This is a genomic window from Kitasatospora sp. NPDC054768, from assembly GCF_053612025.1.
This window is the reverse complement of sequence record NZ_JBSHBN010000007.1, coordinates 22134-39221: the sequence shown is the minus strand read 5'-3', so window position 1 is coordinate 39221 and position 17088 is coordinate 22134. Positions and strand designations below refer to the sequence as shown.

Below are 17088 nucleotides of genomic sequence, written 5' to 3'. Positions count from 1 at the left end.
TCCCGCGTGGGGGACGGAATCTCTCGCGCAGGGGCGGGCGTCGGGGTGGGCTGCCGACGCTCGGGGGGCGGGGATCGTGGCGAAATGCCAGAGTTGGGGAGGTTTGCGATATAGCTGGTGCCGTACGACGGGAGAAGCGCCCATGCCTGACACTCCGACGCCCGCGACCATGCACAAGCACACCGGTGGTGGCAGCGCCCCGCCCTCCGGTCCGCCGGGTGCCGGCGGCGGTGCCAAGCCGGTGGGGGAGCGCGGCCGTACCGCGCTGGCCGTCGGCGTGGTGGAGAAGATCGCCGGCGTGGCGGCCCGCGAGGTCGCCGGAATCCACGCGCTCGGGTCCGGCCTCGCCCGTACCTTCGGCGCGATGCGGGACCGGGTGCCCGGCGGCAAGCCCAGCGTCGGGCGGGGCATCAAGGCCGAGGTCGGCGAGAAGCAGACCGCGATCGACATCGCCCTGGTGGTCGAGTACGGCGTGGTCATTCCCGAACTCGCCCGCCAGGTGCGGGAGAACATCGTCAACGCGGTCGAACGGATGACCGGCCTGGAGGTCGTCGAGGTCAACATCGCGGTCAACGACGTCCACCTCCCGGACGAACCGGAGTTCGAGGAGGAAGAGGAACCGGTGGCGCCGTCCGGGCAGCGGCCGAAGCTCAAGTAGCGCGTTCGGCGGCAGGTCGGGGGCGTCAGGCCCGACGGAGTAGCGGGAAACGAGGGAGTAGCGGATGAACCTGGCCATCGTCGGCCTGGTGGTGGGCATGGCCCTCGGCTTCGCCGGGTACTTCGGCGGGTTCGCGGCCTTCCTGCTGGTGGCCGTGCTCGGGCTGGTCGGCTTCGTGATCGGACGCCTGCTGGAGGGCGACATCGAGCTGGGCGACCTCGGGGACCTGCTCCGCGGCCGCGACCGGCGCCGCTGATGACGGGCCCCGTGTCGGTTCCGGTCGTGGTCTCCCGTTCCGGGTCGGGTTCGGGGCCCGGTCACGGTTCGGGTTCGGGTTCTGTTTCGGGGTCGGGGTCGGGGTCGGCTTCGGGGGCCGGGTCCGTGCCGGGGCGTCGGGGGCGGCTTCGGATCGCCGACCGGGTGTACGCCGGGATCGCGGCTCGGGCCGCCCGGGAGGTGCTGGCCGAGGCCTGGCCCGCCGGGCGGGCGAAGGGCGCGCCGCCGCACGTCTCGGTGACCGTACCGGGGAGCACGGTGCGGGTCCGGGTGGCTCTTGAGCTGCCGTTCCCCTCGGACGTCGCGACGCTGGCCGGGGCGGTGCGGGCGCGGATCGCCGAGCGGGTGGCGGGGCTGACCGGGGTCAGGGTCTCGGAAGTGGTCGTCGTGGTCGAGAAGTTAATGACGGGGGGCGCTTCGTGAGCGCGCAGGCCCCTGAGGCGGAGGGGGCGCAGGGGCCGGAGGGGGCGCAGGGGTCGGCATCGGCGCTTCGGGCGGACAAGGTGCGACGGCCGCGGGCGCCCCGTACGGCTGCGGCGGCGTTGGTGGCGACGGCGGTGCTGGTGGTGGCAGGGGCGCTGCTGTACGACGTGATCGCGGTGCGGGTCGGGCAGCCGGCCCGGCGGTGGCGGGCGCAGATCGCGGACGAGCTGGCGACGCGGCACCTCGACGACCTGGCGGTCCTGGTGGGGGCCGGAGCGGCGACGCTGCTCGGCGGGTGGCTGCTGTGGCTGGCCGTCGCGCCCGGATTGCGGCGCTGGCTCGTGCTGCGGCCGTACGGGGGGACGAGCGCGGCCATCGACCGGGCCGGGGTCGGGCACCTGCTGACGGACCGGGCGGCCGGACTGGACGGGATCGACCACCTGCGGATCCGGGTCGGGCGGCGGCGGATCCGGATCTCGTTGGCGGGGACGGCGGAGCCGGCGTTGGTGCAGCGGCAGCTGCGGGACGAGCTGGGACGGGTGGGGCTGGGACGGCCGATGCGGCTGGACGTGCGGGCGGCGCGGGGGACCGCGCGTGTGGTGGGGGAGGAACCGGCGGGAGGGTCGGACCCGGGTGCCGGTGACCCGGGTGCCGGTACGGGGGCCGGGACGGCCGGCGGTGCGGGGGTGGCGGGGTGAGGCGGACGGTCGTCAACCGGGTGCTGCTGGGGGTGGTGGGGGCGGTGCTGCTGGGGGTCGGGGTGCTGGTGCTGGCGGGCGGGCTCGACCTGTACCGGAGGCTGGGCGTGCATCCACCGGACCGGTGGCCGCTCACCTCGCCCGATCAGCCGGTGGTCAGCGCGCGTTCGCGGGGGCAGTGGGTGGCGTCGGCGTGGTGGTGGCCGACGGTGATCGGCGGACTGACCGTGCTGGTGGCGGGGATGGTGTGGTGGCTGGTGGCGCAGCTGAGGCGCACCGGGCTGTCGAGCATCGAGGTGCCGACGCCGGGGGCGGGCGGGCTTCGACTGCGGGTCGGTGCGCGGGCGCTGGAGGAGGCGTTGGAGAACCGGACGGTGGTGCTGCCGCAGGTCGAGCGGGCCGGGGTGCGGTTGGTGCGGGCGCCGAGGCATCCGCAGCTGCGCGGTGCGGTGCGGTTGCGGCCGGGCGGGGATCCGGCCGCGCTGGTGGAGCACTTCGAGGACGGGCCTCGGGCGGATGCCTGCGGGAGCCTGCGGCTGGTGGCGCTGCCGGCCGATCTGCGGATCAGGGTCCTGCAGGCGGCCCCCGCCGAGCCGCGGCACGGACGGGGGCGGCGGGGGCGGCGGGGGCGGCGCCAGTCGCGGGTGGAGTAGTCCAGGAACGGTCAGGGTCGAGCAATCGAGAGTGGAGGCGGGAGTCAGAGGGTGCGGAGGGCGCCGCCGTCGACGGGGACCATGACGCCGGTCAGGTAGGACGCGGCGGGGGAGAGCAGGAACGCGGCGACCTTGCCGAACTCCTCGGGGGTGCCGTAGCGGCCCAGCGGGATGGCGGCGCTGGCCCGGGCGCGGGCGGCGTCGGGGTCGGCGGCGAGGCCGTCGAGCTCACGGACCCGGTCGGTGTCGATCCGGGCCGGGAGCAGACCGAGCACGCGGATGCCGCGGGGGCCGAGCTCGTCGGCGAGGGCCTTGGCGGCCATGGCGAGACCCGGACGCAGGCCGTTGGAGATGCCCAGACCGGGAATCGGCTGGCGGACCGAGCTGGAGAGCACGAAGGCGATCACACCGCCGTCGGTGAGCGCGGCGGCGGTGGCGCGGGCGAGCCGGAGGGCACCGAGGAAGACGGACTCGAAGGCGTCGCGCCACGCGTCCTCGGGGGTGGTCTCGACGGGGCCGGCCTGGGGGCCGCCGACGCTGATCAGGATGCCGTCGAGACGACCGAAGTGGTGCCGGGCCTCGGCGATGAGGCGCTCGGGGGTGTCGGGGGAGGCGTTGTCGGCGACGAGGCCCCGGGCGGTTCCGAGAGTCTCGAGTTCGGCGACGGCGTTGTCGACGGCTTGCCGGGTGCGGCCGCTGATGAGCACGCGGGCGCCGTCGGCGGCGAGTTCGCGGGCGCCGGCGAGGCCGAGGCCTCGGGTTGCGCCGGTGACGATGTAGGCCTTGTCTTTCAGTCCGAGATCCATGGGGGACATCTTGCCCGGTCGGGGAGTGGGGGCGGGTTGGGGCTGGCGTTGACGCCCGGGGGAAGGTTTACGGTCGTTGCCGGAAGTGCGGGAGGAGTGGTTCGGCGTGCGGATCGGGGAGTTGGCGGAGCGGGCGGGGACGACCACGCGGGCGTTGCGGTACTACGAGCAGTTGGGGTTGTTGCCGGCCCGGCGGGCGGGCAACGGGTACCGGGCGTACGACGAGGGGGATCTGCGGTTGCTGCGGGAGATCCGGATGTTGCAGGACTTCGGGTTCGGGCTGGAGGAGACCAGGCCGTTCGTGGAGTGCCTGCGGGCGGGGCACCCGGAGGGGGACTCCTGCCCGGCCTCTCTGGAGGTGTACCGGCGGAAGTTGGGGGAGCTGGACGAGTGCATCGCCCGGCTCCAGGACGTGCGGGCCCAGGTGGCGGGGCAGTTCGATCGGGCCGTGAGGGCGCGGGACGAGCTGGCCGCCGTTCAGGAGCCGCCTGTTTGCGAACTGGTGAAGGAGTAGACGGTGGAGATCACGGGTGTGCCGGCGGTGACGGACGAGACGTTCGCCGCTGAGGTGCTGGCGGCCGAGGGGCCGGTGCTGGTGGACTTCACGGCGGACTGGTGCCCGCCGTGCCGGATGATGGCGCCGGTGCTGGCGGACATCGCGCGGGAGGAGGGGCACCGGCTGCGGGTGGTGAGCGTGGACGTGGACCACAATCCGCGGACGCAGGCGGCGTACGGGGTGCTGTCGATGCCGACGCTGATGGTGTTCCGGGGCGGGCAGCCGGTGCGGTCGGTGGTGGGGGCGCGGGCGAAGGCGCGGCTGCTGCGGGAGCTGGACGACGTGCTCTAGGCGACGTGCTCTAGGCGACGTGCTCTAGGCGGGGACGGCGTCGAGCGGGACCTCGGCTTCGGCGGCCTGCTTGGCGCGGTCCTTGGCCTCGCGGCGGGCGAGGACCCAGACGCCGACCGGGATCATCGCGGTGAACAGCCACCACTGGATGGCGTAGGCCATGTGCGGGCCGATGTCGGAGTGGTTGGGCTCGGGGATCAGCTGGGGCTGGTCGGCCGGGGCGGGGGTGGTACCGGTGAGTTCGAGGTAGCCGCCGAGGAGCGGGGCGCCGGTCCGCTTGGCCTGCTCGTCGGTGTTGATCAGGTTGAACTGGCGGTCGGGCAGGCCGGTGCGGTCCTTGATGCCGCTGGCGCCGTACGTCTCCTCGGCGCGCAGGCGGCCGGTGAGGGAGACCTCGCCGGCGGGGGCGGCCGGGACGGGCGGGTACTCGGTGGCGCCGTCGCCGGAGGCGACCCAGCCGCGGTTGACCAGGACGGTGCCCTTGCCGTCGGCGAGCCGGAACGGGGTCACCACGAAGTAGCCGATGCTGCCGTTGGAGTCGGTCCGCTTGCGGACCACGAACTCGTGTGCCGGGTCGTACTGTCCGGTGGCCGTCGCCGCGCGCCAGGTGAGGTCCTTGGGGACCGCGAAGCCGGGGGCCGGCGACAGGGTGTCGAAGGGGACCGGCGCGGCGGTGAGGGCCTGACCGATCAGCTCGTTCCGGGCCACCCGTGCCTCGTGGCGGTGCAGCTGCCAGAAGCCCAGCTTGATCGTCGCGGGGATCAGCAGCAGCGCGACCAGCATGGTGATCAGCCACTGTCGGGTCAGCAGAAAACGGTACACATGGGAACGGTACGCCGACCTCACAAACGGCTCACGCACCGGGGTGCGGGGCGACCTCGCGCAGCAGCTGGAGGAAGGCGTCCTCGCCGACGACGGGGGTGCCGAGCTCGCGGGCCCGGCGGGCCTTGCCGCTCCAGCTGTCCGGCTCGTTGGTGACCAGCAGGCTGGTGAGGCGGCTCACCGAGGTGGCGATGTGCAGGCCGGCCTCGACCGCGCGGTCCTCCAGGACCTCGCGGTCGGTGGCGGTGTCGCCGGTGACGGCCACCCGCATGCCCTGGACCAGGGGCTTGCCGTCCACCCAGCGCCCCGGGTTGGGGTACGGGCAGGGCGGGCGCTTCTTGGCCTGGCGGTACGTGGCGCCGGTCCAGGTGCTGCGGCCCGGGGCGGCCGGCTCCTCCTCGCCGAGGTCGGTGACCGCGACGCAGTTCTGGAGCGGCAGCGGCACGCCGCCGTCGCGGGCGAGGCGCAGGCTGGGGCGGAAGGCCTCGGCGAGCACCCGGGCGTCGTCCAGGGCGTTGTGGGCGTGGCGCTGCTGGACGCCGAAGTGGGCGGCGAGCGAGGACAGCTTGCCGTTGGGCAGCGGCAGGCGCAGGTCGCGGGAGAGGACCATGGTGCACAGCCGCTGCTCGACCGGGGCGCGCAGGCCGGCCCGGGAGAACTCGCGGGAGATCATGTTCCAGTCGAAGAGCGCGTTGTGCGCGACCAGGACGCGGTCCTGCAGACGGGTGGCGAACTCGTCGGCGATCTGCGGGAAGGTCGGGGCGGTGGCGAGCAGCTCGGCGGTGAGGCCGTGGATCCAGACCGGGCCCGGGTCCCGCTGGGGGTTGACCAGGGTGTACCAGTGGTCGACGACGTCGCCGTCCGCGTCCAGCTGGTAGACGCCCGCCGAGATGACGCGGTCCGAGCGGCCGAGACCGGTGGTCTCGACGTCGACGACCGCGAAGCCCCCGGTGGGGACGGCGGAGCGCTGCGCGGGGACCTGCGCGGTCCGCGGCACTCCGTAGGTCTCGGGCTGGATCGGTTGCATGGTCCAACAGGATAAGGGGCGGGGCGGGGGGCTCCGGCCGGAATGTTGCGACCGACCGGCCGGAATAGAGTGGTCGACGGGGGTGTCGTACACCTGGTCGAGATCTTTCAGCTAAGGAACAGCGCATGCGTGCCACCGTGATTCACGGCCCCAACGACATCCGGATCGAAGAGGTCCCGGACCCGGTGATCCAGCATCCGACGGACGTGGTGCTCCGGGTGGTGAACGCCTGCATCTGCGGCAGCGACCTGTGGGCCTACCGCGGCGTGGCGCAGCGGGTGGCCGGGCAGCGGATCGGGCACGAGTTCCTGGGCGTGGTCGAGGAGGTCGGCGCCGAGGTGCGCGGCTTCGCCAGGGGCGACTTGGTGGTGGCGCCGTTCGTCTGGTCGGACGGGACGTGTGACTTCTGTCTCGAAGGGCTGCAGACCTCCTGTCCGCACGGCGGGTTCTGGGGGCAGGTCGGTTCGGACGGCGGCCAGGGCGAGGCGGTGCGGGTGCCGTTCGCGGACGGGACGCTGGTGAAGCTGCCGAAGGAGGCGGCGGGTGACGAGAAGCTGCTGCCCGGGCTGCTGGCGCTGTCCGACGTGATGTCGACCGGGCACCACGCGGCGGTCTCCGCGCGGGTGCGGCCGGGTGCGACGGTCGCGGTGGTCGGCGACGGCGCGGTGGGCCTGTGCGGGGTGCTGGCGGCGCACCGGCTGGGCGCGGGCCGGATCATCGCGCTGGGCCGGCACGCGGCCCGTACCGAGCTGGCCCGTCGCTTCGGTGCGACGGACGTGGTGGCGGAGCGCGGTGAGGCCGCGGTCGAGGCGGTGAAGGAGCTGACCGGCGGCCAGGGCGCGCACGCGGTGCTGGAGGCGGTCGGTACCGAGGAGTCGATGCGGACGGCCATCTCGATCACCCGGGACGGCGGCGCGGTGGGCTACGTCGGAGTGCCGCACGGCGGCAGCGCGGGCGTCGACATCGGTCAGATGTTCGGCCGAAACGTCTCGTTGAACGGCGGCGTCGCCCCGGCCCGCGCGTACATCCCCGAGCTGTTGCCGGACGTGCTCTCGGGCGCCATCGAGCCGGGCCTGGTCTTCGACCGCACCGTCGGCCTGGACGGCGTTCCGGACGGCTACCGCGCGATGGACGACCGCTCGGCCCTGAAGGTGCGGATCGCGTTCTGAGACCTCGGCCTCCCGGCATCCGGCCCGTGCCACCCCCTTCGGGGTGCGGCACGGGCCGGTGTCGTTCCCGGTGCCGTTCCCGAGGGAGGGCGCGGGCGGCGGCCGGGGGCCGGGAGTCGGCCCGGAGCGGCGGAGTCGCTGAGATGGACTGCTTTTCGGCCAATCGGATGGTGCGAGGGGGTGAACGCTCGACTGATCGCGGTCAACCCCTTCCGGGGCGGGCAGGACGCTCCTAGCATTGCGCGGCGCCAGACATGTGACGCCCCTCACGTTCGATCGTTCCCCCCGTGTGACAAATACGCCGAAGGAGTGAGGAGACAGCGTGGATTCGCCGCCGCTCACCACCGCCGCCACGGAAGCCCAACTCATCGACGACAGCGAGGAGTTCCGAACCCTGCGGCGCTCCTTCCGGAGCTTCGCCTTCCCGGTCACCATCGGTTTCGTGCTCTGGTACCTGCTCTACGTCCTGCTCTCCTGCTACGCGCCGGGACTGATGCGCACCAAGGTCCTCGGGCACGTCAACGTGGCCCTGGTGCTCGGGCTGCTGCAGTTCGTGACCACCTTCGCGATCGCCGCCTGGTACGCCCGCTACGCGGACCGGCGGATCGACCCGTCCGCCGCGGCGATCCGCGAGGCGCACGGCGCCGTCGTCCACGCACCCCGGGAGCCCGCCGAATGACTTCGCTCGCCAGCTCCGCCACCGAGCACCGCGGTCTGACGATGGCCCTGTTCGGCGTCTTCGTCCTGGCCACCCTCGGCATCACCGTCTGGGCCGGGCGGCAGACCAGGAGCGCCTCCGACTTCTACGCCGGCGGCCGCGGCTTCACCGGCTTCCAGAACGGCCTGGCCATCTCCGGCGACTACATGTCCGCCGCGTCCTTCCTCGGCATCGCCGGGACCATCGCGCTCACCGGCTACGACGGCTTCCTCTATTCGATCGGCTTCCTGGTCGCCTGGCTGGTCGCGCTGCTGCTGATCGCCGAACCGCTGCGCAACTCCGGCCGCTTCACGATGGCGGACGTCCTCGCGTTCCGGATGCGCCAGCGCCCGGTGCGCACCGCGGCGGGCGTCTCCACCATCGTGGTGTCGATCTTCTACCTGCTCGCCCAGATGGTCGGCGCCGGCACCCTGGTCGCGCTGCTGCTGGGCGCGGAGGGGAATGCCGCCAAGCGCTGGACCATCGTCGGGGTCGGCGCGCTGATGATCATCTATGTGGTGATCGGAGGGATGAAGGGCACCACCTGGGTGCAGATCGTCAAGGCGGTGCTGCTGATCGCCGGCGCCGCGCTGATGACCGTCCTGGTACTGGCCAAGTACCACTTCAACCCCTCGGAGCTGCTCGGCGCGGCGGCGAGCGCGAGCGGCAAGGGCGAGGCCTTCCTCCAACCCGGACAGAAGTACGGCAGCGGCACCGCCAAGCTCGACTTCATCAGCCTGGGCATCGCGCTGGTCCTCGGCACCGCCGGCCTGCCGCACATCCTGGTCCGCTTCTACACCGTGCCCACCGCCAAGGCGGCCCGGAAGTCGGTGCTCTGGGCGATCGGCATCATCGGCGTCTTCTACCTGATGACCCTGGCGCTCGGCTTCGGCGCCGCCGCGCTGGTCGGCTCCAAGGCGATCAAGGCGGCGAACGCGGCGGGCAACACCGCGGCGCCCCAGCTGGCCGAGGCACTCGGCGGAGGCGCCGGGACCACCGGCGGCGCGATCCTGCTCGCGGTGATCTCGGCGGTCGCCTTCGCCACCATCCTGGCCGTGGTCGCCGGGCTCACGCTCGCCTCCTCGGCCTCCTTCGCGCACGACCTCTACGCCAACGTGATCCGGCGCGGGAAGGCGAGCGAGAAGGAGGAGGTGCGCTCGGCGAAGTGGGCCGCGGTCGCGATCGGGGCCGTCGCGATCGTGCTCAGCCTCTTCGCGGACAAGCTCAACACCGCCGCCCTGGTCGCCCTGGCCTTCGCGGTCGCCGCCTCGGCGAACCTGCCCACCCTGCTCTACTCGCTGTTCTGGAAGCGCTTCACCACCGTCGGCGCGGTCAGCTCGGTCTACGCCGGACTGATCACCTCGGTGACGCTGGTGGTCTTCTCCCCGGTGGTCTCCGGCGCGAAGACCTCGCTCTTCCCGCACTCCGACTTCCACTGGTTCCCGCTGGAGAACCCCGGCCTGGTCTCCATCCCGGTCGGCTTCCTGGCCGGCTGGCTCGGCACGCTGCTGTCCAGGGAACAGCCCGACCCGGCGAAGTACGCTGAACTGGAGGTGCGCTCGCTGACCGGGCTGGGCGCCCACTGATCGTCCCACGATGACTATGCTGGCCCGGCCCGCCGTGACGGTGGCCGGGCCGGCCGCATCTCGGGGAAGGACGCACGTGCTGCTCGACACCTTCGGACGACAGGCCGTCGACCTGCGGGTCTCCCTCACGGACCGGTGCAACCTGCGCTGCACCTACTGCATGCCGGAGGAGGGCCTGCAGTGGCTCGCCAAGCCGGACCTGCTCACCGACGAGGAGATCGTGCGGCTCGTCACCGTCGCCGTGCGCGACCTGGGCGTGCGCGAGGTCCGCTTCACCGGCGGCGAGCCGCTGCTGCGCCCCGGACTGGTCGCCGTCGTCGCCGCCTGCTCGGAGCTGGAACCGCGCCCGGAACTCTCACTGACCACCAACGGCATCGGGCTGGCCCGCACCGCGACGGCGCTGCGCGAGGCCGGCCTCGACCGGGTCAACGTCTCGCTGGACACCCTCGACCCCGAGGTCTTCCACACCCTCACCCGCCGCCACCGCCACCAGGACGTGCTGGACGGGCTGGCCGCCGCCGAGGCCGCCGGGCTCGCGCCGGTGAAGCTGAACGCGGTACTGATGCGCGGGGTCAACGACCACGAGGCGGCCGACCTGCTGGCCTGGTGCCTGGAGCGGGGCTACGAGCTGCGCTTCATCGAGCAGATGCCGCTGGACGCCCAGCACGGCTGGGACCGCGCGTCGATGGTCACCGCGACGGAGATCCTCGACCTGCTGCGGGCCCGCTTCGCGCTCACCCCGGAGCCGTCCGAGCGCCGGGGCGCGGCACCCGCCGAGCGCTGGCTGGTGGACGGCGGCCCCGGCCGGGTGGGCGTGATCGCCTCGGTCACCCGTCCGTTCTGCCGGGCCTGCGACCGTACCCGGCTGACCGCCGACGGCCAGGTGCGCAACTGCCTGTTCGCGACCGGCGAGACCGACCTGCGCACCGCGCTGCGCTCGGGCGCGGACGACGCCGAACTGGCCGCGCTGTGGCGGGCGGCGATGTGGGGCAAGAAGGCCGGGGCCGGGATCGACGACCCGGAGTTCCTCCAGCCCGAGCGGCCGATGTCCGCGATCGGCGGCTAGGCGGTCCCTCGGCGGCCGACCGGTTCCCGGACCGGTCCGCCCTTCCGGGCCGACTCGCCGGAACCCCGGACGGGTTGCTAGGCAGCCCCGCCGGAACTCTCGACGGCCTCGGGGGTCCAGTCGGCGAAGGCGACGACCTCCTTGAGGAAGCCGCGCACCCCGAGGAACTGGGAGAGGTGCTCGCGGTGCTCGTCGCAGGCGAGCCAGGTCTTGCGGCGGTCCGGGGTGTGCAGCTTGGGGTTGTTCCACACCAGCACCCAGCCGGCGCCCGTCCGGCAGCCCTTGGCGGAGCAGATCGGCGTCTGCGGGGTGTCCATCGGGCCGTCCTCAACGATTGGCGGGTGACGTCTGCACCGCCAGTCTGTCACGCCCCGCTCGGGCCGACCGGATCCGGGCATGGCGACGCCGGGCAGCCACGGGGGGAGCCGCCCGGCGTCGGTCCGTCGCTCCGACGGGGGATGCGGAGCGCGTACGCAGTATGTCACGCCACCACCCTCGGATGGGGAGGTCTTGCATGATTAATCTGAGCTTCTTTTGAGCTTTCGACGAGCTGAACGAGGGCGAAGCGGCGTGAAACGGACGGTCAGTCCACGTCCTGTGAAGGATCGGTGGGAACGGCCTTTGCCTCACCTGTACCGGCCTTCGCACCAGCCCCACCCGTCCCACCGGGGCCGAGCATCAGCGGGGTGTCGAGCGGGAAGTCGAAGGTGCTCGGCAGTCCCGGGGCCCGCTCCCGGCCCGCGTTGGCGATCAGCACCGCGAAGTACGGCAGCAGGACGGCCCCCGCCAGGGCGGCGAACGCCAGCACCCGCTGGACGTCCCACAGCACCACGGCGAGCAGCACGCAGGCCGTGCGGACCAGCATCGAGATGACGTAGCGGCGCTGGCGTCCCCGGACGTCCTCGGTGAGGCTGCTGCGCGCCCCCGTGATCCGGAAGACCCGCCCGTCGTCGGCGCTCTTGCCCATGTGTCCTACCGCCCTCGTCGCGCACCCGCGCGCCTGGCCGCGCGGCCTCCTCACGGTACGCCCGGGTACGGGTGGCGACGAGACCGGGTGGGCCGGACCCACCCGGTCGGGTACGCGAAGGGCCTGTCCGGCGGAGCGGACAGGCCCAACGGTGGCGGGCGCCGGCGCGGGGCGCGGCCCGGCGGGCTACGAGCGCCGGGAGAGGTACTGCGGGGGCACGGCGTCGGTGAGCCAGACGCCGTTCTCGCTGAGCCGGAACTCGTGGCCGGCCGCCGTCATCGCCGCCGCGTTCACGGTCAGCACCACCGGACGGCCGTGCCGGGCGCCGACCCCGGTCGCCGTCCCGGTGTCCGCCGAGAGGTGGACGTCCTGGCGGGCCATCGGGCGCAGGCCCTCGCGGAAGATCGCCGCCAGGTGCCGGTCGGCGGTGCCGTGGTAGAGCACCGGCGGTGGTACGGCGGCGGCCAGACCGAGGTCGACCGCCACCGTGTGGCCCTGATTGGCGCGGATCGAGAGACCGTCCGGCGAGTAGCCGAAGCGGCGCTTGTTGTTGGTCGCCACGACGTGGTCCAGCTCGGCCCGCGTGAGCGGCCTGCCCCGGGCGGCGAGCGCGTCGAGCAGCTCGTCGACCCGGACCCAGCCGGCCCCGTCCAGCGTGACCCCCACCAGCCCGGGCTCGTGCCGCAGGATGCGCGACAGCATCTTGCTCGATCTGACCATGCGCTTCTCGTCCATCATGTCTCTCGTATCCCCCGTTGGTCGGCGGCTAGGAGGCCCGGCTGACCGAGCTCATGTTGAAGTCCGTGACACGCACGGGTGGCATCGCGGTGCGGGTGACGTTGTCGCTCCATTCGCGGGGCAGGCAGCGTTCGGTGCGGCCCACCTCGGTGATCCGGTTCAGCAGGTCCACCGGGGACTCGTTGAACCGGAAGTTGTTGACCTCGCCGACGACCTCGCCGTTCTCCACCAGGTAGACGCCGTCCCGGGTGAGCCCGGTGAGCAGCAGCGTCGCCGGGTCCACCTCGCGGATGTACCAGAGGCAGGTGAGCAGCAGGCCGCGCTCGGTGCGGGCGATCATCTCGTCCAGGGTCGGCGCCGACTCCTGGTCGGCCGTCTCCAGGACGAGGTTGTCGATCGCCGGGCGCAGCGGCAGTCCGGTGAGGGCCGCCGCGTGACGGCTGGTGATCAGGTCGTTCAGCACGCCGTCGCGGATCCACTCGGTGGCGGCGACCGGCTGGCCGTTGTCGAAGACCGAGTAGTCCCCGCCGGTGGAGTGGGTGAGCACGAACGGCGCGGCCTCCAGGTGGGGCTCGTGCGGGTCGGAGCGCAGCGTCAGCGGCAGGCCGCTGAGCTTGTCGCCGATCCGGGTGCCCCCGCCGGGCTTGGAGAAGACCGTCCGGCCCTCCTGGGCGTCCCGGCCGCCGGAGGACCAGTTGAGGACGATCAGCAGGTCGGCCACGGCCGAGGGCGGCAGCAGCGCCTCGTACCGCCCGGCCGGCAGGTCCACCTTGCGGGCGCCCCAGCCGAGCCGCCTGGTCAGCTCGGTGTGCAGGGCGGCGACGTCGATGTCGGCGAAGTCCCGGGTGGACGCGCCCACCCAGGCGGAGCTGGACAGGTCGGCGGTCTTGGCGTTGATCTCGACCATGCCGGTGGGCTGGTCGTGGCGCAGCCGCAGGCCGGTGGAGCTGCCCAGGTAGCTGGAGGTCATCTCGTGCCGGGCGAAGCCGTACAGCAGTTCGCCCTGGGCGGCGGCGCGGGCGAAGGCCTCGCCGAGGGCCGGGCCGAAGGCGTCGAACACCTCGACGGAGGTCAGCGCGGGCGGCTCGGTGAAGTCCGGCGAGGACGGCCGGTCGGCGATCAGCGGCTGGGCGTCCTCGGCCGGTCCGGCCGCGCGGGCGGCCTCCTCGGCGGCCCGCACCAGCTCCTCCACCTCCTGCTCGGTGACGGCCTCGCGGGAGACCATGCCGGAGGCGGTGCCCTCGGCGCCGGCCACGGTGGCGATCACGGTGAGGCGGCGGCCGCGGGTGACGCCGTTGGTGGTCAGCGCGTTGCCCGCCCAGCGCAGATTGGCGGTGGACTCCTCGTCGGCGATCACCACGCAGCCGTCGGCGCGGGAGAAGCCGAGCGCCAGCTCGACGAGTTCGTGGGGCTGCTTCGCGGTCATCAGTGACCCGCCTCCTGCTGGGTGTTGAGCACGTTGACGTTGCGGAACAGCGCCGACGGGCAGCCGTGGCTGACCGCCGCGATCTGACCGGGCTGCGCCTTGCCGCAGTTGAAGGCGCCGCCGAGGAAGTAGGTCTGCGGGCCGCCGACCGCCGCCATCGAGCCCCAGAAGTCGGTGGTGGTGGCCTGGTAGGCGAAGTCCTTGACCTGGCCCGCGAGTTCTCCGTTCTTGATGGCGTAGGCGCGCTGCCCGGTGAACTGGAAGTTGTACCTCTGCTGGTCGATCGACCACGAGCGGTCGCCCACGATGTACAGGCCGTTCTCCACCCCGGCGAACAGGCCCTCGGTGTCCGGGCCGTCGGCGGCCGGCTGCAGCGAGACGTTGGCCATCCGCTGCACCGGGACGTGCGCCGGGGAATCGGCGAAGGCGCAGCCGTTGGAGCGCTCGAAGCCCTTCAGCTCGGCGATGCGGCGGTCGAGCTGGTAGCCGACCAGGATGCCGTCCTTGATGAGGTCCCAGGACTGGGTGGCCACGCCCTCGTCGTCGTAGCCGATGGTGGACAGCCCGTGCTCGGCGGTGCGGTCACCGGTGACGTGCATCAGCTCGGAGCCGTACTTGAGCGAGCCGAGCTGGTCGAAGGTGGCGAACGAGGTGCCGGCGTAGGCGGCCTCGTAGCCGAGCGCGCGGTCCAGCTCGGTGGCGTGGCCGATCGACTCGTGGATGGTCAGCCAGAGGTTCGTCGGGTCGATGACCAGGTCGTAGCGGCCCGCCTCGACGCTCGGGGCCCGCATCTTCTCGGCCAGCAGGACGGGCAGTTCGGCGAGCTCGGCGTCCCAGTCCCAGCCGGAGCCGGTGAGGCCGCGCCCGTCGGGGGACGACCCCCGGGCCCCCACGATGAACTCGTAGCCGCGGCCGACCGGCGGGGCCAGGGTCGTCATCGAGTCGAAGGCGCCGGTGCGCTCGTCGACCGAGGTGGCCTCCAGGTCGGAGTACACCCGGATCCGCTGCTGGGTGGTCACCGTGCCCGCGGTGTCCGCGTAGAACTTGTTCTCCTGGACGGTCCGCAGGGCCGCCCGGACGTGCGAGACGCCCTCGGCGGCCAGCAGCCGGGAGCTGCGCTCGGCGAGCAGGGCGGTCTTCTCGGCGTCCGGCACCTCGAAGGGGTTGACCTCGTACCCGGAGACCCAGGTGACGTCCCGGTGGACCGGCTCGTCGGCCAGCTCGACCCGCTCGGTGGAGCCGGCCGCCCGGCTGATCCCGCCGGAGAGCCGGGCCACCGCGACGGCCTGCTCGGCGACCCGGGCCGCCGCGTCGGGGGTGAGATCGACGCCGGCGGCGAAGCCCCAGGCGCCGTCCAGCACCACCCGGACGGCGAAACCGAGCTGCACGCTGTCGGAGGTGCCGGCCGGACGCGCGTCGCGCAGCCGCCAGGAGGCACTGCGGATCCGCTCCAGGCGGAAGTCGGCGTGGCTCGCGCCCAGTTCGCGGGCTCGGGCGAGGGCGGCGTCCGCGAGCGGCCGCAGCGGCAGGGCGAGGAACAGCGGGTCGACGGCGCGCCCGTGCGGGGCGCCGGAGCGATCGGCCGGAGGGATCGGAGGCAATCGTGCTCCCAGGTCGCGGAGGGTGGCGGTGCGGCGCCACAGGGGCGCCCGCACCGCATCATTTCCCGTCCACCGGGTTTCCGGCCAGCGCATTTCTACCGGTGCGCCGCGGTTTCGGCCGGGACGATCCGGCCGCCGGGGCCCGCCCTCCCGGCGCGCCCGTCCGCCCGCCCGGCGCGCCCGCGCGAGCCGTCAGCCGACGGTCTCCCACCAGCCGTCCAGCTCCGGCGGGTTGTCGACGTCGACCCGCTCGCCGGGGCGCGGCACGACCAGCGGGACGGCCTGCTCCTTGGCGGCCTTCACCAGTCGCTCGATCGGCTCCGCCCACGGGTGCAGGCCCAGGTTGAAGGTGCACCAGTGGACGGGCACCAGCAGGCCGGCGGCCAGGTCCCGGTGCGCGAGGACGGCGTCCTCGGGGGTCATGTGGATGTCCGCCCAGGCGGCGTCGTAGGCGCCGATCTGGACCAGCGCGGCGTCGAACGGGCCGTGCTGGCCGCCGATCCGGGCGTAGCCCTCGAAGTAGCCGGAGTCGCCGGTGTAGAAGACCTTGCGGTTCGGGCCGGCGACCACCCAGGACCCCCACAGGGTGGTGTTGCGGGTCAGCCCGCGGCCGGAGAAGTGGTGCGCCGCGGTGAGGGTGAGCACCAGGTCGCCCAGGGTGCAGGTCTCGTCCCAGTCCAGTTCGATGATCCGGTGCTCGGGGACGCCCCAGCGGCGCAGGTGGGCACCGATGCCGAGCGGCACCGCGAAGGGCGCGGACTGGCTGCGCACCAGGCGCTTGACCGTCGCCATGTCCAGGTGGTCGTAGTGGTCGTGCGAGATCAGCACCGCGTCGACCTGCGGCAGCTCCTCCAGCTCCACCGGCACCGGGTGCAGCCGCTTGGGGCCGACGTGCGCGGCGGGGGAGCAGCGGTCGCTCCAGATCGGGTCGAGCAGCACCCGGAAGCCCTCGATCTCCACCAGCGCGGAGGCGTGCCCGTACCAGGTGACCTCCACGCCCTCGGAGGCCGGCCCGGGCGGGGAGACGGGGCGGACGGTCGGCACCGGACGGGCGGGGACGCGGCCGGCCCGCTCGAACAGCATCCGGCGGGCGGCGGCGCCGTCGAAGCCGGGGGCGCCGGCCGTGCGGGTGAGGGTGGAGGGCGCGTTGTGGAAGACGCCGTCGCGGTACTGCGGGGAGTTGCGCACCCGTTCCTCGCGCTCGCCGTCCGGCCGTCGCCCGAACGCGGCCGGCAGGTCGCGCAGCGCCCAGGCGGCCGTGCCCAGGCCGGCCGCCAGGGCGGTGAGGGCCAGCAGTCGTCCGCGTCGGTGGGTGCTCCCGGGCCGTGCCATGGTCATCCGCTCTGCCTTCGTCGCTCGCCGGGATGGTCGGGGATCGGTACGGCCGCTCCCGGGCCGGACCGCACCACGGGGGCAACGGGTGCGCCCGTCCGTGTTGTTCCCGTACAGTCGCCCCGATCCGGGCAGCGCCGGGGCCTGGGAGATGTCCGCCGCCGGGACGGTACGAGCGGGCACGGATTGTCGGATTGCGACAGATCCGCCGGGGAGGCGCTGTGGGAGCCCGATGCGCCGCCGCCGCCGACCGCCCGATAGCGTCACACTGCGTACGCATTCCGACGTACGTGCTC

Annotated in this window: 20 protein-coding genes; 11 read left to right on the top strand and 9 right to left on the bottom strand. The window is 73.3% G+C overall.

The annotated features are described in order from the left end of the window. Positions 1 to 169 precede the first annotated feature (169 nt). From ACWGKU_RS03445 to ACWGKU_RS03425, 5 genes are all read left to right on the top strand, one after another. A complete protein-coding gene (locus tag ACWGKU_RS03445) occupies positions 170 to 658 on the top strand; it encodes an Asp23/Gls24 family envelope stress response protein (protein ID WP_401056407.1) in 489 nt (162 codons plus the stop codon). Positions 659 to 722: 64 nt separating this feature from the next. Beyond that, complete coding sequence (locus ACWGKU_RS03440) at positions 723 to 914, top strand: hypothetical protein (RefSeq protein ID WP_359903317.1); 192 nt, start codon at positions 723 to 725, stop codon at positions 912 to 914. A gap of 164 nt (positions 915 to 1078) precedes the next feature. Further along, positions 1079 to 1357 carry a hypothetical protein gene (locus ACWGKU_RS03435; RefSeq protein ID WP_401056405.1) on the top strand — a complete coding sequence of 93 codons (279 nt, stop codon included), beginning with the start codon at positions 1079 to 1081 and terminating at the stop codon, positions 1355 to 1357. Between the two features lie 122 nt (positions 1358 to 1479). Continuing rightward, positions 1480 to 2055, top strand: a complete 576-nt coding sequence (locus ACWGKU_RS03430; RefSeq protein WP_452178503.1) for a DUF6286 domain-containing protein — start codon at positions 1480 to 1482, stop codon at positions 2053 to 2055. Next, a complete protein-coding gene (locus ACWGKU_RS03425) occupies positions 2052 to 2708 on the top strand; it encodes an alkaline shock response membrane anchor protein AmaP (protein ID WP_452178502.1) in 657 nt (218 codons plus the stop codon). Before ACWGKU_RS03430 ends, ACWGKU_RS03425 begins: the two co-directional genes overlap by 4 nt. 44 nt (positions 2709 to 2752) lie before the next feature. Here ACWGKU_RS03425 and ACWGKU_RS03420 read toward each other — a convergent pair whose 3' ends face one another. Beyond that, positions 2753 to 3514, bottom strand: coding sequence for an SDR family oxidoreductase (locus tag ACWGKU_RS03420; RefSeq protein WP_401055587.1), 762 nt, complete (start codon positions 3512 to 3514; stop codon positions 2753 to 2755). A gap of 106 nt (positions 3515 to 3620) precedes the next feature. Here ACWGKU_RS03420 and ACWGKU_RS03415 point away from each other — a divergent pair, with 106 nt between their 5' ends. Beyond that, positions 3621 to 4028, top strand: a complete 408-nt coding sequence (locus ACWGKU_RS03415) for a MerR family transcriptional regulator (protein WP_359903456.1) — start codon at positions 3621 to 3623, stop codon at positions 4026 to 4028. Positions 4029 to 4031: 3 nt separating this feature from the next. Beyond that, on the top strand, positions 4032 to 4361 hold the full coding sequence (gene trxA, locus ACWGKU_RS03410; protein ID WP_401054338.1) for a thioredoxin: 330 nt from the start codon (positions 4032 to 4034) through the stop codon (positions 4359 to 4361). A 24-nt stretch (positions 4362 to 4385) separates the two neighbouring features. Here trxA and ACWGKU_RS03405 read toward each other — a convergent pair whose 3' ends face one another. Both ACWGKU_RS03405 and ACWGKU_RS03400 read right to left on the bottom strand, forming a co-directional pair. Next, positions 4386 to 5183, bottom strand: a complete 798-nt coding sequence (locus tag ACWGKU_RS03405) for an SURF1 family cytochrome oxidase biogenesis protein (protein ID WP_452178501.1) — start codon at positions 5181 to 5183, stop codon at positions 4386 to 4388. 31 nt (positions 5184 to 5214) lie between these two features. Continuing rightward, positions 5215 to 6210, bottom strand: a complete 996-nt coding sequence (locus ACWGKU_RS03400; protein ID WP_452178500.1) for a DEDDh family exonuclease — start codon at positions 6208 to 6210, stop codon at positions 5215 to 5217. A gap of 125 nt (positions 6211 to 6335) precedes the next feature. Here ACWGKU_RS03400 and ACWGKU_RS03395 point away from each other — a divergent pair, with 125 nt between their 5' ends. The 4 genes from ACWGKU_RS03395 to moaA all read left to right on the top strand — a co-directional run bounded on the left by ACWGKU_RS03395 (position 6336) and on the right by moaA (position 10728). Next, entirely contained in the window at positions 6336 to 7379 is a 1044-nt protein-coding gene (locus ACWGKU_RS03395; RefSeq protein ID WP_401054334.1) for a zinc-dependent alcohol dehydrogenase family protein, read from the top strand. 322 nt (positions 7380 to 7701) lie between these two features. Continuing rightward, a complete protein-coding gene (locus ACWGKU_RS03390) occupies positions 7702 to 8058 on the top strand; it encodes a DUF485 domain-containing protein (protein WP_359911500.1) in 357 nt (118 codons plus the stop codon). After that, on the top strand, positions 8055 to 9662 hold the full coding sequence (locus tag ACWGKU_RS03385) for a solute symporter family protein (protein ID WP_380546995.1): 1608 nt from the start codon (positions 8055 to 8057) through the stop codon (positions 9660 to 9662). Before ACWGKU_RS03390 ends, ACWGKU_RS03385 begins: the two co-directional genes overlap by 4 nt. Positions 9663 to 9738: 76 nt before the next feature. After that, positions 9739 to 10728, top strand: coding sequence for a GTP 3',8-cyclase MoaA (moaA, locus tag ACWGKU_RS03380; protein ID WP_359911515.1), 990 nt, complete (start codon positions 9739 to 9741; stop codon positions 10726 to 10728). Positions 10729 to 10805: 77 nt separating this feature from the next. Here moaA and ACWGKU_RS03375 read toward each other — a convergent pair whose 3' ends face one another. The 6 genes from ACWGKU_RS03375 to ACWGKU_RS03350 all read right to left on the bottom strand — a co-directional run bounded on the left by ACWGKU_RS03375 (position 10806) and on the right by ACWGKU_RS03350 (position 16798). Continuing rightward, a complete protein-coding gene (locus tag ACWGKU_RS03375) occupies positions 10806 to 11045 on the bottom strand; it encodes a hypothetical protein (RefSeq protein ID WP_401053609.1) in 240 nt (79 codons plus the stop codon). Positions 11046 to 11311: 266 nt separating this feature from the next. After that, positions 11312 to 11695: a DUF3099 domain-containing protein gene (locus ACWGKU_RS03370; RefSeq protein WP_387685862.1), complete on the bottom strand. Its 384-nt coding sequence runs from the start codon at positions 11693 to 11695 to the stop codon at positions 11312 to 11314. A gap of 186 nt (positions 11696 to 11881) precedes the next feature. Continuing rightward, positions 11882 to 12430 carry an RNA 2'-phosphotransferase gene (locus ACWGKU_RS03365; protein WP_452178524.1) on the bottom strand — a complete coding sequence of 183 codons (549 nt, stop codon included), beginning with the start codon at positions 12428 to 12430 and terminating at the stop codon, positions 11882 to 11884. A 31-nt stretch (positions 12431 to 12461) separates the two neighbouring features. Next, a complete protein-coding gene (locus tag ACWGKU_RS03360; protein WP_452178499.1) occupies positions 12462 to 13859 on the bottom strand; it encodes a metallopeptidase TldD-related protein in 1398 nt (465 codons plus the stop codon). After that, a complete protein-coding gene (locus ACWGKU_RS03355) occupies positions 13859 to 15451 on the bottom strand; it encodes a TldD/PmbA family protein (protein ID WP_452178523.1) in 1593 nt (530 codons plus the stop codon). The genes ACWGKU_RS03360 and ACWGKU_RS03355 overlap by 1 nt, the downstream gene beginning before the upstream one ends. Before the next feature lie 201 nt (positions 15452 to 15652). Beyond that, complete coding sequence (locus tag ACWGKU_RS03350) at positions 15653 to 16798, bottom strand: MBL fold metallo-hydrolase (RefSeq protein ID WP_401046258.1); 1146 nt, start codon at positions 16796 to 16798, stop codon at positions 15653 to 15655. Positions 16799 to 17088 lie beyond the last annotated feature (290 nt).